Source organism: Bradyrhizobium sp. CSS354, from assembly GCF_029051725.1.
GTDB lineage: Bacteria > Pseudomonadota > Alphaproteobacteria > Rhizobiales > Xanthobacteraceae > Bradyrhizobium.
In genome coordinates this window covers 203,988-218,259 of sequence record NZ_JAACFU010000002.1, presented here as the reverse complement: position 1 = coordinate 218,259, position 14,272 = coordinate 203,988, and the positions used below count along the sequence as shown (strand labels likewise).

Genomic DNA, 14,272 nt, shown 5'->3' with positions numbered 1-14,272 from the left:
ATCACCGCGGCAGCTTGGCGATCGCTTCGCTCAATTCGTGGATCTCGTAGGGCTTGCGCAGGATCGGGAAGTCGCCGCGCACGCCTGCGGCGACTTCGCTGTAGCCGGTGGCGAGCAGGATCGGCAGGCCGGGGCGGATCTGGCGGAGGTGATGGGCGAGGCTGAGCCCGTCCATCTTGCCCGGCATGACGATATCCGAGAACACGAAGTCGACGCCGTTCTTCTCGATCTCGCTCAAGGCGGCTTCGGCGTCCGCGACCCGGCGCACGTGATAGCCGAGCTGCTCCAGAAGACCGATGCTGACGGCGGCGACGTCCGGATTGTCCTCGACCAGCAGCACAGTGCCGCTGCCTTGAAACGCCGGTTCTGCCGCCGCATCGCGCGACGGTGCGTCTTCGCCGCGCGGCAGGAGGATGGTGAAGGTCGTGCCTTTGCCGAGCGCGCTCGCGACCCGGACCGTGCCGCCGGCCTGATGGGCGAAGCCGTGCACCTGGGAGAGACCGAGGCCGGTGCCTTTTCCGATCGGCTTGGTCGTGAAGAACGGCTCGAAGATCTTGTCGAGAACGTCGGAGGGAATGCCGAGGCCGGTATCGGTGACGTCGATCGCGATGAATTCGCCCACGAGGGGGTCCTCGTCGAGCACGAGATTGCGCGCTGCGATCGTCACCGTGCCTCCGTCGGGCATCGCGTCGCGGGCATTGATGACGAGGTTGAGCAGCGCGGTCTCGAGCTCGGAGACGTCGGTCCTGATCGGCCAGACGTCGCTGCTGACGTCGAAAGCCAGGCGCACGGAGCTGCCGACGCCGGCGTCGAGCACCTCGCGGATCGCCGCGATGCGGTCGGCGAAGTCGATCGCCTGCGGATTGACGCTCTGCCGCCGTGCGAAGGTGAGGAGCTGGTTGGTCAGCGCCGCGCCGCGCCTGGCGGCGGTCTCGATCGCCGAGATCGCGCGCTGAAGCTTGGCTTCGTCGTCGGCCCCTCGTTTCAGCATGTGGAGGCTGCCGCTGATGATCATCAGGAGGTTGTTGAAGTCGTGGGCGACCCCGCCGGTGAGCTGGCCGAGCGCATCGAATTTCTGGGATTCGGCGAGCTGCTTCTGCATCGCCTCGAGCTTGATCTGGGTATTGCGGCGCTCGGTGATGTCGCGCGTGATCTTGGCGAAGCCGACCAGCTTGCCGTCCTCGTAGATCGGATCGATCACGACGCTCGCCCAGAAGAAGGTGCCGTCCTTGCGGACGCGCCAGCCTTCCTCCTCGTAACGGCCCTTGTCCCGCGCGATCCCGAGCGCACGGGCGGGCTTACCGTTGGCGCGGTCGGTCTCGGTGTAGAAACGGGAAAAGTGCTGGCCGAGGATCTCCCCGGGCGAATAGCCCTTGATGCGCTCGCCGCCGATGTTCCAGCTGGTGATGATCCCGGTGGGGTCGAGCATGTAGAGCGCGTAGTCCGCGACCCCTTCAACCAACAGGCGGAAACTGCGTTCACTCTCGAACAAGTCTCTCTGCTGACTGAACTTCTCGACCATTCCCGGACCCTGCCTTAACGGGGGCAAACGCCGCAGGTGGCGGATTGTTCCCCGAGCTTGGAACCTTTTTAGGCAATATTGCGAGCCCGTATGCAGGGCGCAAGCCAGGGGATGCTCTTGACAGCCGATCCTATTCGTCAGATATTTCTGTTATGACAGAAATAACCGGAAGAAAGAAACTCCCAGCCGCCGTCGAGCGCTTCATCCTGCATTGGGGCGACATGGGGGACCAATGGGGCGTCAATCGCTCGGTGAGCCAGATCCACGGGCTGCTCTATCTGGCCGAGGCGCCGATGACGGCCGAGGACATCGCCGACACCCTCGGTATGGCCCGCTCCAACGTCTCCAACTCGCTCAAGGAACTGCTCGCCTGGAACTTGATCCGGCGCGTCCCGATTCTCGGTGATCGCCGTGACCATTACGAGGCCGAGACCGACATCTGGGAAGTCGCTGCCAGGATCGCGGCGCGGCGCAAGGAGCGGGAGCTTGATCCGGCGATCACAGCGCTCAGGGCCTGCGTGTCCGATGCCGCCGACGATCCGACCATCAATCCGGTCGCGAGCAAACGGCTGAAGGAGATGCTCGCCTTCACCGAGCTCGCCGACCACTGGTTCATGCAAATGCTGAAGGTGCCGCGGCCGCGGCTGGTCGCCTTGATGCGGCTTGGCGAGAAGATCGCCAATCTGCTGCCGCTGGGGAAGGCCAAATAGGTTTGAGGAGGGTGCGATGACGTCGGCAAGATTATCAGGCTCCAACGCATCGACCTTCGCTCACACGAAACTGCTCGACGATCGCCGCTTCCGCGCGCTGCTGTCGGACGAGGATTGGGGCCGGCTGCCGCTGGCGACCTGGCGACGCTTTTCGAAACGTGTCGCCGACGGCGACAGCATCGTCTATGTCGGCGTGGTCGATGAGATCGGCTTCAGCGGCATCGGCTGGTGGTTCGCCCAAGCCGCGCGCCTGATCGGCGGTCCGTTGCCGACCGGCCGCGACACCGGCGTCCCCATCGTCGTCACGGTGACCGAAGACGCCGGGGGCGGCGGCCAGACTTGGACCCGCATCTGCGCGCGCAAGCGCGGCTTTCCGCAAGTGATCCATTCCGCCAAACGCTTTGCCGGTCCGACCGGGCTCGAGGAATATGTCGGCTTCGGCGTTTCGATGGCGCTCCGCATCGCAGTCGAGGACCAGGCGCTGACGTTTCGCAGCGCCGGTTATGGGCTCCAGTTTGGACGTCTGTGGATTCCGCTGCCGCGATGGCTGACGCCGGGCGAACTCACGGTGACGCACAGCGATCTCGGCGAGGGCGCCTTCCGCTTCACCCTCGATGTCGTTCATCCGCGTTACGGCGCGCTGATCCACCAGTCCGCCATGTTTAGGGAGGCCGTGTCATGACACAGCTCATGTGGACGCTCATCGCCATCCAGATCGTGATGGGCGTGTTCGACACCTTCTATCACCACGAATTCACCGAACGGCTGGCCTGGCGTCCGTCACAGCGTTTTGAGCTGAAGCTGCACGGCATCCGCAACATGCTTTATGCGCTGCTGTTCCTCGTGCTCGGCTGGCTCGAAGTCTATGGCGTGCTGGCGCTGCTGGTCGTCGCGGTGCTGGTTGCCGAGATCGTCATCACGCTGATGGATTTCGTCGAGGAGGATCTCAGCCGAAAACTGCCGCCGAGCGAGCGGATCAATCACACGCTGCTCGCGATCAATTACGGCGCCATCCTGGTGCTGCTGCTGCCGGTGCTGATCGACTGGGCCATGCAGCCCGTCGGCGTGACGGTCGTGTATCAGGGCCTGCTCAGCATTGCCGCGATGGCCTGTGCGGTTGGTGCGGCGCTCTGCGGGCTCAGGGATTTCGCGGCGATGCGCCGGCTCGGCCGCATGCGAAGCGTTCCCGCGCATGGGCTCGTCGAAAAGCTCTCCGGCCGCAAGACCGTGCTGATATCAGGCGCCACCGGCTTCATCGGCAGCCGCCTCGCAGCGAGCCTCAGCGGAGCAGGGCATCAGGTGATTGCGCTGATCCGCAATCCCGCGAAGGCCGATATGCTGCCGCCGCCGGTCACGCTGATCACCAGCCTCGATCAGCTCGCCTCGGACACGCCTATCGATGCCATCGTCAATCTCGCCGGCGAGCCGATCGGCAACGGCCTGTGGACCGAGGCGAAGCGCGCGAAGATCCTCGGGTCGCGCATCGACATGACAGGCGAGATCGTAAGATTGATCGCGCGGCTGGAGCGCAAGCCCGAGGTGCTCGTCAGCGGCTCTGCGATCGGCTGGTATGGCCTGTGGGCCGACCAGGTGCTGACGGAATCGGCGAAGTCGCACGCCTGCTTCAGCCACGAGCTGTGCGCGGCCTGGGAGGCGGCGGCGCGACCGGCGGAGGAGCTCGGCGTCCGCGTGGTCAATTTGCGCATCGGCCTCGTGCTCGGCACCGAAGGCGGCTTCGTCACGCGCATGCTGACGCCGTTCGAGTTCGGGCTCGGCGGTCCCATCGGCACCGGGCGGCAGTGGATGTCCTGGATCGAGCGCGACGATCTGATCCGGCTGATCGCCTATGTGATGGCGACGCCTGATCTGACGGGTCCCGTCAATGCCACCGCGCCGATCCCCGTCACCAACGCAAAGTTCAGCGAGGAGCTAGGCCGCCGTCTGCATCGGACCGCCGTGTTTCGCATTCCCGGCGGGCTGCTGCGCCGGATCGGCGGCGGCTTCGCCGACGAACTCCTGCTCGGCGGCCAGCGCGTGCTGCCGAACAAGGCGTTAAGCCGCGGTTTTGTGTTTCGCCACGAGACGCTGCGAAGCGCGTTCGAGGCGATCTTGTAAGGCCGTGCGGCGTCAGACCGCCGCCACGCTCCGAAACGTCGCCGCCACCGCGCGCAATGCCGCCAGCTTGGCGGGATCGCTGACCTTCGAATGCAACATCACCTTCGAGCTGCCGAGTTTCGGCAGCTTGTGCGTCGGCCCAATGTCGACCAGCCCGGGAGGCGCGATCCGTCGCGCCAGCGGCGCGATTGCAAGTCCGGCGAGCGCGGCTGCCACCACGGCAGTGACGCCGCCGCCGACGAAGCGCTCACGCCATTTGAGGCCGGCCTTGTCGAGCGCGCGCACGGCGATGGCGCGAACGCCGCAGGGTGGGGCGAGCGTCGCGAGCGGCAACTGTTCGCCCTTCGGCACGGCAAAGCGTCGTGATGCGAACCAGCCGAACTCGTCCTCGGCCAGCGTCTCGCCGCCGCGGCGGCTGCCTTCCTGGCGCACGATCACCGCATCCAGTTGGCCCGAATCATAGGCCTCCTGCATCTCGCGCGAGAAACCGATGGCGACGGCGAGCGTGAAGTTCGACGACATCGCATGCAGGCGTTCGAGCAGGGGTACCAGTTCGGGGCCTGCGGCGTGATCGGAGATGCCAAGCGAGAGCGACTGCGCGACTGACGCCTCGCCCGACAGCGCGAGGTCATGTGCCGCGATCAGGGCGCGGGCGCGCTCGAGGAAAGTCGCGCCGTCTGCCGTGAGCCGGACTGCGCGCGGCGAGCGCTCGACGAGGCGCTTGCCGAGCAGCGTCTCCAGCCGTTGCAGCTTCAGACTGACCGCTGCCTGCGTCGTGCCGAGCGCTTCGGCGGTCCGCGTAAAGCTCTGGAGGTCGGCGACCAGCAGGAAGGCTTGGACCGTGGCGATGTCGAGCGTTGCTGTCATTATGATATCTTATCACTGGTATCAACAGAGATAAGATACCAAAATGTGGAGGGCGGGTCTAGCTTCTCCCCAACCCCGCGCAACACTTGCGCGACATCCGAGGAGAACGACCATGCCGCTGATCACCGTGTCCTACACCACCTCCCGCCAGTCGCCTTCGCTGAAAGCCGACATCGCGAGCGCCGTGTCCGAGCTTACCGCAAAAATCCTGCACAAGGATCCGGAGGTCACCGCCATCATCGTGAAGTCAGTGGAGGCGGGCGACTGGTTCGCCGGCGGCAAGTCGCTCGCGGAGCAAAAGCTGGCGAGCTACTGGATCGACATCCACGTCAGCGAAGGCACCAACACCAAGGACGAGAAGGCCACCTACCTCGCCGCGATGTTCCAGCGCATGGCCGGGATCCTGGGCCCGCTGCATCACGAGACCTATCTGCATGTCGACGAGGTCAAGGGCGACGCCTATGGCTTTGGCGGCATGACCCAGGAACGGCGCTACATCGCCGGCAAGCTCGAGGTTTCGCCGGAGAAGGCATGAGGAGCGAGGCCGCGGGTGAACAACCGCACCCGCGGCCTGAACCGGTTGGGCCTCCTGATCGTCAGCTCGCTATGCGAAACTGAACTTCGTCCTTGTTCAGGAAACAGGTCTTGTCGAACAGCTTCAGGTCGAGCGGGTTTGGCAGCCTGACATCGTCCAGGTCAGGGCAGGGCTTGAGCGAGGGATCATAGGAGCGGTCGATCTGCGAGATAAAGACGACGATCAATCCCTTGTCGCGCGCGAATGATTTCAACGCGCGCACCTGAACGGTGAGGTCGGGGTTTTCCCGCCGCTGGTCGAGCAGTTGCAGATAGTCGATCACCACGACCGTGCCGCGCGGTGCTGCGGCCATCTGCTTGACGACGTAGTCGGCACTGATGGCGTCGGAGCAGTCGACCTCGAAGAGTTTGTCGAATTGCGCGAGGTCCACGCGGATCGCCCGAAAGCGATCGAAGACGTCTTTCTCGGTGTACTCGAGCGAGAAGAACGCCGCGCGGTGGCCCGACCGCATCGCCTCCACGGCAAGCTCGAGGCTCATCAGCGTCTTGCCCTGGCCGGGGCGCGCGCCGACCAGCACCAGGTCGCCCGGTCGGAATTGCGGGAAGAGCCTGTTGGCCGGCGTCGCTGCGGCCGCTTTCGCCGCGAGCATGCTCCAGGCGGAAAAGCCTTCCGTCGCGGCGATGCGGTCGAGCGCATCGTGCAGCGGGATGCCTTCCTCGCGGGACAGGCGCTTCGCTCTTCGCTTCAGATGATAGATGGGTGCAGACAGTCTCATCGCAAAAACCTCCCATTGCGAGCTGAAACGCAACCCCTCCTAATGCCTGGCGCTCGAACAGTCGGTCCGATGATCAATTCGCCCGGCATGAATGTACTTTCCCGGCGGAGGGGGGAGGCGTGGGCGACACCGAAATCGAGCGTAGCTGATTCCGGGTTTGCGGAGAATGAGGGAGACCGGAAGTTAGGCCGCTGCTTCGGGCATCAGCACCCGGGTCGGCCCGAACAGCTCCTCGAAGGCTTGCCGGAGCGCGACGTCGACATCGGCCATCGTCGCGAGCTGGCCGAGATCGACCAGCGAGGTGACGCCGTAGCGGGGATCGGCGACGCCGCAGGGCACGATGCCGGCGAAATGCGACAGCTCTGGCTCGACATTGATGGCGATGCCGTGGAACGAGACCCAGCGCTTCAGCCGGACGCCGATCGCCGCGATCTTGTCCTCGTGCTCGGGTCCCTTGTCGGGCCGCTTGACCCAGACGCCGACCCGGTCCTCGCGCCGTTCGCCACGGATGTTGAAGGCAGCGAGTGTCCGCAGAATCAGCTCCTCCAGGCTCGCGACATAGGCCCGGACATCCGGCCGGCGGCGCTTGAGGTCGAGCATGACATAGGCCACGCGCTGGCCGGGCCCGTGATAGGTGAGCTGGCCGCCGCGCCCGGTGGCAAAGGTCGGGAATCGGGCATCGAGCAGGTCGGATTCCTTGCCGGAGGTACCGGACGTGTAGAGCGGGGGGTGCTCCAGCAGCCAGACCAGCTCCGGGGCTTCACCGGCGGCGATCGCCGCGACGCGCGCCTCCATTTCGGTCACGGCCTCCGGATAGGGCACGGGCGCGTCCGAAATCCGCCACTCCACGGGCTCGCCGGAGGAGGCGGAAAACGACGTCAAATCGAGCTCTTGGCGGGGGTTTTGGGGTGAATTAACCATTGGCTAACCATAACCGGGTGATGATCGCAGGCGCAAATACCAAGTCCCTAGTCCTAGTCCCAAGTTGCGGTGGTGCTGCAGTGCCTACTCTCGACAAAGTCACCGTGGATCTCATGGTCGTCCTCGGGACGACCACCATGCCGATCCATCAGGTATTACGTCTTTCCCGCGGCGCCATCATCGAGCTGGACGCAACCGAGGCCGACGAGGTCAAGGTTTTGGCCAATAATTTGCCGGTCGCCTCCGGCGTCGTGCTGGTCGACCGCAACCGGATCGCGGTCGAGGTCAAGCAGATGCTGCCACGCATCCCGGGCACGCGGTAGCGGCCTGGGCACGCGGTAGCGGCCCGGGCACGTGTAGCGGCCTAGGCAGGCGGAAAAGGCCGATCCCGGCGCGAAGAGCCGGAACTTTCCTGCCAAGCTTGTGGAATTCAGGGCTTTTGGAGGCTTGTACCCCTCTGATGGATTTGTTAGATCGGCGCCGTTGATCCGGTTGGCCTTCAAGCCTCAAGCCGGCATCCCCAAAAGCGCTCGTGGCGGAATTGGTAGACGCGCTGCCTTGAGGTGGCAGTGAGTAAAATCGTGGGGGTTCGAGTCCCTCCGAGCGCACCAAGCAAACAGACACGCGAAGGATCTTTTCGCGGTCCGCAGTGCCCTCAGTGTTCGCACTGCGAACCCTGGAATTGGGCCTCCACCAGTCTCCGATGTTCGATCTCGCGGCCGAGGGTTCACTCCGTCGGCGTGATCGGCCGCCGCCGCAATCACCGCGGCAAGGTCAGCAGGAGCCAGGCGCCAGTGGCCACATAGGCGATGCCGGCAGCCCGCGCGATCCAGCGTCCCACCGGTGTGACTTTCTCCAAAAGTACAAGCAGCGACAGAAGCGCGATCCAGAGCACGTTCATCACACCACCCACGAACAACAGCGCCATCAAAACCCAGCAGCAGCCGACACAATAGCCTCCGTGCCGAAAGCCCAGCAGGACGCAGCCTCGCACGTCGCTGCGAAAGCCGCCGTGGCGCATCAGGAATAGAAACGGCGACTGACATTGGGCAAGACAGACGTCTTTCAGCCGTGTCCATTGATAGACGCCCGCCGCGATCAGCACGATGGCGCCGAGCAGGTTGCTCGCGATCGCCATCCGGGAATTCAGCAGGGCGGCCCGCTCGATCGCCCATTGGAGCAAAGTGGCTGCCAGCGAAAAGCCGCACCAGGCGAAAAGATAACCGGCAGCAAACCAGCCGGTCGCGGCGAATGGCTTGCCTTGCGCTTTGCCCTGTCGGCCTACGCGGGCGTACATCAGGATCATCGGCGCGGCAGAGGGAGCCATCATTCCAACCATCATCACCGCCCACATCAGGAACACATAGGCGAACTCGATCGTTCGCCACGGCTCGTTGGCCGGCAGCATGATTCCGGTCCCGGCTGGGATCATGCGGAACTCGGTCATGTCCATGCCGCCCATGTCCATGTCGTTGGCAAGCCAGAGCACATAGCTCCATGCCAGCGCGACAATGAGGACGATCGCACCGCCGACGATGCAGCGATCGCGCCGCAGCACGGCTTCCAGGGGGCTGTCCGTCATTTGCGATCGATGTTGTACGATCGATGTTGCCAGCGCCGATACAGCCGGTATCGGGAGTTTACATCACGCCTGGTTCGACCAGCGGATCGGTGCATACAGGCCGTTCCTGCCGGAATTATCCCAGCGCATGCCATGATCGCTAAAGGTATTGCCGGCGGCGCCGACGGCCATCACCATGGCGTCGGGGCTGACCGGATGACCGATGTTCACCCACATCTCGCCGCTCGGATGCATGGTCGGTAGCGGATCGACGGACATGTGCAGGATGCCGGGTATTTCCGCGGAGCGCGTCTTGCCGTCGATCCGGAACGTGATCGGGACCTTGCGCACCCCAAGGTTCTTGCTGATCAGCGGCGCGAACGCGGCCATGGGACCGCCGGCACCGCCGGTGAAGATTGCAGCCAGGGCCTCGGTCTGGTCATCGTTGGCGCGCTGATCGATATAGACGGCCACCGACCAGTCTCCGTCTGCCATGACCCCAGGTGCGTGGAGGATGACGAGCACATTGAGCTCATCGAGCGCGATATCGCCGTAGCGGCCGGTCTCGATGTGGAAGATCAGCGGTACGTTGCAGAAGCCCTCGGTCGGTCGCGCGGTCAACGGGGGCGCCGCCGACACCAGGCAGGGACACACGATGCTGCAACTGCAATTCTCGAAATAGTCACCGGAAAGGTGCCATGGGACATCCGCCATTGCTGTCTCCCGCTTGGCCGAACCCGATAGATGCTTTCGAATGAGCTACGTAGAGTTGAAAATTACGCTTGGTTGGGAAGCTGCGCAAGCCGATTCCACCGACGCCGGGCTTCTCTTGATTGGTCTGCGTCGGCAAGCACTTCCTCCGGCGCGGATGACCGTGGAACGATGGCCGTCGGAATCGCATTGCACTCGGTGAGGTCGCTGCGGAAATGCCGGCTCCGGCGCATGGCCATGTTCCTGATGGTGGAGAACGATGAAAGACAGCGCGTCGGAAGTGACCGACATCAGCGACGCCGTTCACTTGTGCATCGACATGCAGAACATCTTCGCTCCTGGCAGTCTCTGGGAGACGCCATGGATGGCGCGAGTGTTGCCGACGATCGCCTCGATCGTTTCGCGCCATCAGGCCAGAACGATCTTCACGCGATTCATCACGCCGGAGAACCCGGAGGATCGGCCCGGACAGTGGCAGAGCTATTTTCGTCGCTGGCGACAGGCGACCCGCAAGCAGCTTCCGCCGTCCGGTCTTGAACTCGTGCCGGCCCTGAGCCGCTTCGTTCCGCCGGCTGCCATCATCGACAAGCCGGCCTATTCCGCGTTCAGCAATCCCGGCCTCGCCGGCCTGCTGATCGACAAGAACGTCGGCACGGTCGTCATCACCGGGGCGGAGACGGACGTCTGCGTGCTCTCGACGGTCCTGAGCGCTGTCGATCTCGGCTTTCGGGTCGTCATCATCGAGGATGCGCTGTGCAGCTCGTCCGACGTCGGCCATGATGCGCTCATGACGATGTACCGCACCCGCTTTCACGGCCAGGTCGATCTGATGACCGCCGAGGAATTGGCGCAGTTCTGGCGCGAGTAGGGGACGATCCGCTCAATTGAAATTGTCGCCGAGCATGTTGTGGAAGGCGGTGGCGACGGCGGCAATGCCGCTGGCGCCGTGCATCAGCGCGATCTCGCCCTGCTGCTCGTGGCGAATGGCGTGGGCCATCACACGCAGGCGCAGATCGCCGCCGCTATGCCACATCTGGTCAGCCATCTTGACGGCGCCGGCGTGATGCCTGCTCATCGTCTCGACGAACAGCGTGTCGAATTGATCCGCCGGCGCGGCTTTGACCTGTCGCATCTCGGCCTGTGTCAGGAAGCCCGGCATGGCGGCACGTTCGTCCGAGCTGCAATCGGGCATCTCGGTGTCGAACCAGCTCAACCACCACGTCTCGAAAATCCGGTTCTCGCCGGTCTGGCTTGCGACCATCAGCATCGCCAGCTTTCGCAGATGCGGGTCCTGCGCGCGCTCCGTTGCGGTCCGGGCCAGCTCGATGCCCTGGGCATGATGCGCGGTCATATGACGGATGTAACTCTGGTCCGCGTCCCTGTCGCGGCCCATCCATGGCGGCTCGTACCCATGGCTGCCGAACAACGCGGTCGCGCCGAGCAGCGCGATCAGAGCCAGCGCGCCGGTGATCCAGGCATTGGTGAAGCGAATATCGCGCGCGGGTGCCGCGCCTCGCCTCCAGCGCAACCGGGCGAACAGGGGATACATCACTGCCGAGGAGGCGTGAACGAGCAGGCCGATCCAGTAGGGCTGCTGCAGCGTGAACAGCGGCTGCCAGAACGGAAACAGCGGCACCAGCACGAACCATTCCATGCTCGACGAGAACACGGCCCAGGGCAGTGCGAGCAGCAGGATCGTGAGCGGCCGCAACTCGGCGGTCCAGCGCCCGAGCACGCCGAAGAACACCACCGCCCAGGAGAAGTCCGCCCATTGATGGAAGGCGATCCCGGCAAGGACCGCGCTCCACGACGGCTCTGCGCTGATCGCCCAATCGCGCGCGGGAATGGCGGCGACGGTCATCCAGTCGACGGCGGCATCGCGTCCGAGGCGCGCGGCGGAGAGCTGGCTGACGATGGTCGAGAAGGTGCTGCTGATCAGGCCGAGTTCGGCAGCGGCGATCCAGCGCGAGCGTCGCCGTGAGGCGCCTTCATCACCGGTGCGAATCGAATTGGAAATGGCTGACGGCGCGGCGGCGTTCACGTCAGCTGATTGAGTTTCTTCAACGGATTGAGCTCGCTCGGCTTGCTCTGTTCGTCCCGGCCGCGCTCCGCCTGCTCCTTGCCTTCCTCATGGAGATCCTGATCGCCGACGATCTCGCCGACGGCCTGTTTCGCCTTGCCAGCGATCCGCTGACCGAGGCCCTTGGTCTTGCTCATGGTCTGCCTCCACGCTCGCGCCGCTACCCCGGCGCTTGAAGGGGGATGAGCGCCGGGGCCGCGGTTTCGTCTATTCAGCCTCCGGCAGGGGGGACGTCGGAAGCGTTGAATGAGACTCGCTGCCGCGCGGATGGTTCCTCGGCGGTCATCTTGGCTCGAGTTCGATGATCACGCCTTCATTGCCGCGGAGCAGGATTGAGGCGCCCGGCAACGGCTCGGACGGCAGGTCGAGATGCGTCGACATCAGCAGGCGGCCGCGACCTTGCCAATGCCACTTCCGCGGCTCGGCGGCGATGTTGAGCACGACCAGAATTTCCTTGCCGCCGTCCGTCCGCCTGTAGGCAAGAACGTCGTTCTGCGAGCGTAGCGGCTCGTAGCCGCCGTGGCGCAGGCAGGCATGCTCACGCCGCAGCGTCATCAGCGCGCGAAACAGCGCCAGGATCGAACGCGCGTCGCGCTGCTGCGCGGCCACGTTGGCCGCGCCTTCGGGAGGCTCCAGCGGCAGCCATGGATCGCCCGTTGTAAAGCCGCCGTTGCTGCTGTCATCCCATCGCATCGGCGCGCGTTCGGGATCGCGACAAAGGCCGTACCCCGGCACGAGCTTCTCGAAGGGATCGTGGACGCGGTCGGGCGGAATGGGAACGCGCTTGCGGCCGATCTCGTCGCCCATGAAGAAGAACGGCGTTCCCCGCAACGTCATCAGCAGCATCGCCAGCACCCGCATCTGCGGCTCGCCAATCTTGCTCGCGATCCGCTGCTTGTCATGGCCACCGATCACCCAGACCGGCCAAGCATGATCCGGGATAGCGTTGAAATACGCGTCGATCGTCGCTTGCAGGGACAGCGCGTCCCATTGCGAGTCGAGCAGTGCGAAATTGAGCGGCAGATGCAGGCGCGGCCGGTCGTTGCCGTAGAAGTGGCCGATGCGGTCGGTCTTGCCCTGGACTTCGCCGCACAACATCCGCCCGGGATAACCGTCGATCACTTCGCGGATGAATTCGATGCAATCCATCGTCTCCGGCCGGTCGTCGGTAAAGACGGGCGTCTGGCGCTGCGGCGGCGGCTTGCCTTCCGCTTGCGGGTTATGCGGATTGTCGCGCAGCAGCGCGTCCTTGATCAGCACCGCGCTGGCGTCGACGCGGAAGCCGTCGACGCCGCGATCGAGCCAGAAGCGCATGACATCGGCGATCGCAGCGCGCAGCTGCGGGTTTCTCCAGTTCAGATCGGGCTGCTCGACCAAGAAGGAATGGTAGTAATATTGCCGCCGCGCCTCGCACCATTCCCAGCCGCTGCCGCCAAACCGGCTCAGCCAGTTGTTGGGCGGGCCGCCATTCTCGGCCGCGTCGGCCCAGAAGTACCAATCGGCCTTCGCGCTGTTCCGTGAACTGCTGCTCTCGACGAACCATGCGTGGTCGTTCGCGGTATGATTGGGCACGAGATCGAGGATCACGCGGATCCCCGCCGTGTGCAGGGCCTTGAGCAGGCGGTCGAACGCGTCGAGGTTGCCGAACGCAGGGTCAATGGAGCAGTAGTCGGAGATGTCGTAGCCGAGGTCGCGGAACGGGCTCTTGTGGATCGGCGTCAGCCACACCGCGTCGACGCCGAGCCATTTCGGATAGTCGATCCGCGAGGTCAGGCCGGCGAGGTCGCCCTTGCCGTCGCCGTCCGAGTCCTGGAACGAGATCAGTGCGATTTCGTAGATGACGGCGGATTCCCACCACGCACCTTCGTTACGGGACGCCTCGCTCATTGCCTTGCATCACCTCGTCTTGCATCACCTCGTCGTGTGGCCTTCAGGTACGTCCCGCCGTAGCGTTCGCTGCGATCTGCTTGGCCGCGGTTCGGGCGCTCTCGATGCCCTTGGGATAGCCGCTACGGTTCGGATACAGCTTGCGCCGTGCGTCGCGCGGCGGCCGCTGCGGCTTGGTATCCTGCGCGGCGCGGTAGTCGAGCATCGCGATGCCGCCGACCATCAGCAGCGCCAGCGCGATATTGCCCTTTTTGGGATTGTCCGCGGTCAGCCCCGAGAGCAGCGCGGCGGCATCGAGGCCGTCGCCGCCGACGCGGGCCCACAGGCCGGCGTTCTTCTCGACCGAGAGCGTCATGATCCCGGCCAGAATCTCGCGCACGCCGAAGGTGCGAACCAACGTCTCATGGCCTTCCATGCCCAGCGTCTCCGTGACGCGCCGCGGGGCGAAGAATTCCACGACGCCGAGACCGATGCTGAACCAGCCGAGCGCACGGGCGAGCTGGTCTTCGGGCCGCTTCAGGCTCGGGCCGCCCTCGACGATTTTCGGGTCGCCCTTGGTGCGAACGATGTTGGAAAAATGAAACATGG

The 14,272-nt window shown here is 64.7% G+C and carries 16 protein-coding genes and 1 tRNA gene; 7 read left to right on the top strand and 10 right to left on the bottom strand.

The features are described from left to right. Position 1: 1 nt before the first annotated feature. Complete coding sequence (locus GWG67_RS04865; protein ID WP_275168007.1) at positions 2-1,522, bottom strand: PAS domain-containing sensor histidine kinase; 1,521 nt, start codon at positions 1,520-1,522, stop codon at positions 2-4. Between the two features lie 152 nt (positions 1,523-1,674). On the opposite strand from GWG67_RS04865, the gene GWG67_RS04860 reads away from it, so the two are divergent. From GWG67_RS04860 to GWG67_RS04850, 3 genes are read left to right on the top strand one after another with little or no spacing between them, the layout of a single operon-like run. Continuing rightward, positions 1,675-2,232, top strand: a complete 558-nt coding sequence (locus GWG67_RS04860) for a GbsR/MarR family transcriptional regulator (protein WP_275168401.1) — start codon at positions 1,675-1,677, stop codon at positions 2,230-2,232. A gap of 16 nt (positions 2,233-2,248) precedes the next feature. Continuing rightward, positions 2,249-2,914: a DUF4166 domain-containing protein gene (locus GWG67_RS04855; protein WP_275168006.1), complete on the top strand. Its 666-nt coding sequence runs from the start codon at positions 2,249-2,251 to the stop codon at positions 2,912-2,914. Next, positions 2,911-4,347 carry a TIGR01777 family oxidoreductase gene (locus GWG67_RS04850; protein WP_275168005.1) on the top strand — a complete coding sequence of 479 codons (1,437 nt, stop codon included), beginning with the start codon at positions 2,911-2,913 and terminating at the stop codon, positions 4,345-4,347. Before GWG67_RS04855 ends, GWG67_RS04850 begins: the two co-directional genes overlap by 4 nt. Before the next feature lie 12 nt (positions 4,348-4,359). Here the strand turns inward: GWG67_RS04850 and GWG67_RS04845 are convergent, their stop codons facing one another. Then, positions 4,360-5,214 carry a LysR family transcriptional regulator gene (locus GWG67_RS04845; protein ID WP_275168004.1) on the bottom strand — a complete coding sequence of 285 codons (855 nt, stop codon included), beginning with the start codon at positions 5,212-5,214 and terminating at the stop codon, positions 4,360-4,362. A 112-nt stretch (positions 5,215-5,326) separates the two neighbouring features. Here GWG67_RS04845 and GWG67_RS04840 point away from each other — a divergent pair, with 112 nt between their 5' ends. Beyond that, positions 5,327-5,749, top strand: a complete 423-nt coding sequence (locus tag GWG67_RS04840) for a 4-oxalocrotonate tautomerase family protein (RefSeq protein ID WP_275168003.1) — start codon at positions 5,327-5,329, stop codon at positions 5,747-5,749. Positions 5,750-5,810: 61 nt separating this feature from the next. On the opposite strand, the gene GWG67_RS04835 is transcribed toward GWG67_RS04840, so the two are convergent. Beyond that, positions 5,811-6,524, bottom strand: a complete 714-nt coding sequence (locus tag GWG67_RS04835; protein WP_275168002.1) for a DNA helicase — start codon at positions 6,522-6,524, stop codon at positions 5,811-5,813. Between the two features lie 183 nt (positions 6,525-6,707). After that, entirely contained in the window at positions 6,708-7,445 is a 738-nt protein-coding gene (lipB, locus tag GWG67_RS04830) for a lipoyl(octanoyl) transferase LipB (RefSeq protein ID WP_275168001.1), read from the bottom strand. A gap of 80 nt (positions 7,446-7,525) precedes the next feature. Here lipB and GWG67_RS04825 point away from each other — a divergent pair, with 80 nt between their 5' ends. Both GWG67_RS04825 and GWG67_RS04820 read left to right on the top strand, forming a co-directional pair. Then, a complete protein-coding gene (locus GWG67_RS04825; RefSeq protein WP_007603171.1) occupies positions 7,526-7,768 on the top strand; it encodes a FliM/FliN family flagellar motor switch protein in 243 nt (80 codons plus the stop codon). 203 nt (positions 7,769-7,971) lie between these two features. After that, positions 7,972-8,056 (top strand) — tRNA-Leu (locus GWG67_RS04820). A gap of 149 nt (positions 8,057-8,205) precedes the next feature. On the opposite strand, the gene GWG67_RS04815 is transcribed toward GWG67_RS04820, so the two are convergent. Both GWG67_RS04815 and GWG67_RS04810 read right to left on the bottom strand, forming a co-directional pair. After that, complete coding sequence (locus tag GWG67_RS04815) at positions 8,206-9,027, bottom strand: DUF2182 domain-containing protein (protein WP_275168000.1); 822 nt, start codon at positions 9,025-9,027, stop codon at positions 8,206-8,208. Between the two features lie 63 nt (positions 9,028-9,090). After that, complete coding sequence (locus GWG67_RS04810; RefSeq protein WP_275167999.1) at positions 9,091-9,720, bottom strand: DUF1326 domain-containing protein; 630 nt, start codon at positions 9,718-9,720, stop codon at positions 9,091-9,093. 256 nt (positions 9,721-9,976) lie between these two features. Between GWG67_RS04810 and GWG67_RS04805 the strand changes: the two genes are divergently transcribed. Beyond that, positions 9,977-10,585, top strand: coding sequence for a cysteine hydrolase family protein (locus GWG67_RS04805; RefSeq protein WP_275167998.1), 609 nt, complete (start codon positions 9,977-9,979; stop codon positions 10,583-10,585). 12 nt (positions 10,586-10,597) lie between these two features. Here GWG67_RS04805 and GWG67_RS04800 read toward each other — a convergent pair whose 3' ends face one another. The 4 genes from GWG67_RS04800 to GWG67_RS04785 form a co-directional block, all read right to left on the bottom strand. Continuing rightward, the gene (locus GWG67_RS04800; protein ID WP_275167997.1) at positions 10,598-11,758 is read right to left on the bottom strand and encodes a DUF305 domain-containing protein; all 1,161 of its coding nucleotides are present in this window, start codon (positions 11,756-11,758) and stop codon (positions 10,598-10,600) included. Next, positions 11,755-11,934, bottom strand: coding sequence for a CsbD family protein (locus GWG67_RS04795; RefSeq protein WP_007603181.1), 180 nt, complete (start codon positions 11,932-11,934; stop codon positions 11,755-11,757). Before GWG67_RS04795 ends, GWG67_RS04800 begins: the two co-directional genes overlap by 4 nt. A 145-nt stretch (positions 11,935-12,079) precedes the next feature. Further along, positions 12,080-13,684, bottom strand: a complete 1,605-nt coding sequence (locus GWG67_RS04790; protein WP_275167996.1) for an alpha-amylase family glycosyl hydrolase — start codon at positions 13,682-13,684, stop codon at positions 12,080-12,082. A gap of 43 nt (positions 13,685-13,727) precedes the next feature. Next, positions 13,728-14,270, bottom strand: coding sequence for a hypothetical protein (locus tag GWG67_RS04785; protein ID WP_275167995.1), 543 nt, complete (start codon positions 14,268-14,270; stop codon positions 13,728-13,730). Positions 14,271-14,272 lie beyond the last annotated feature (2 nt).

Excerpts from the sequence above, each read along its gene's own strand:
- GWG67_RS04790 (WP_275167996.1), bottom strand. The coding sequence starts at position 13,684 with ATGAGCGAGGCGTCCCGTAACGAAGGTGCGTGGTGGGAATCCGCCGTC.
- GWG67_RS04805 (WP_275167998.1), top strand. The coding sequence starts at position 9,977 with ATGAAAGACAGCGCGTCGGAAGTGACCGACATCAGCGACGCCGTTCAC.
- GWG67_RS04860 (WP_275168401.1), top strand. The coding sequence starts at position 1,675 with ATGACAGAAATAACCGGAAGAAAGAAACTCCCAGCCGCCGTCGAGCGC.
- lipB (WP_275168001.1), bottom strand. The coding sequence starts at position 7,445 with ATGGTTAATTCACCCCAAAACCCCCGCCAAGAGCTCGATTTGACGTCG.
- GWG67_RS04815 (WP_275168000.1), bottom strand. The coding sequence starts at position 9,027 with ATGACGGACAGCCCCCTGGAAGCCGTGCTGCGGCGCGATCGCTGCATC.
- GWG67_RS04810 (WP_275167999.1), bottom strand. The coding sequence starts at position 9,720 with ATGGCGGATGTCCCATGGCACCTTTCCGGTGACTATTTCGAGAATTGC.
- GWG67_RS04795 (WP_007603181.1), bottom strand. The coding sequence starts at position 11,934 with ATGAGCAAGACCAAGGGCCTCGGTCAGCGGATCGCTGGCAAGGCGAAA.
- GWG67_RS04785 (WP_275167995.1), bottom strand. The coding sequence starts at position 14,270 with ATGTTTCATTTTTCCAACATCGTTCGCACCAAGGGCGACCCGAAAATC.
- GWG67_RS04850 (WP_275168005.1), top strand. The coding sequence starts at position 2,911 with ATGACACAGCTCATGTGGACGCTCATCGCCATCCAGATCGTGATGGGC.
- GWG67_RS04845 (WP_275168004.1), bottom strand. The coding sequence starts at position 5,214 with ATGACAGCAACGCTCGACATCGCCACGGTCCAAGCCTTCCTGCTGGTC.
- GWG67_RS04840 (WP_275168003.1), top strand. The coding sequence starts at position 5,327 with ATGCCGCTGATCACCGTGTCCTACACCACCTCCCGCCAGTCGCCTTCG.
- GWG67_RS04835 (WP_275168002.1), bottom strand. The coding sequence starts at position 6,524 with ATGAGACTGTCTGCACCCATCTATCATCTGAAGCGAAGAGCGAAGCGC.
- GWG67_RS04855 (WP_275168006.1), top strand. The coding sequence starts at position 2,249 with ATGACGTCGGCAAGATTATCAGGCTCCAACGCATCGACCTTCGCTCAC.
- GWG67_RS04865 (WP_275168007.1), bottom strand. The coding sequence starts at position 1,522 with ATGGTCGAGAAGTTCAGTCAGCAGAGAGACTTGTTCGAGAGTGAACGC.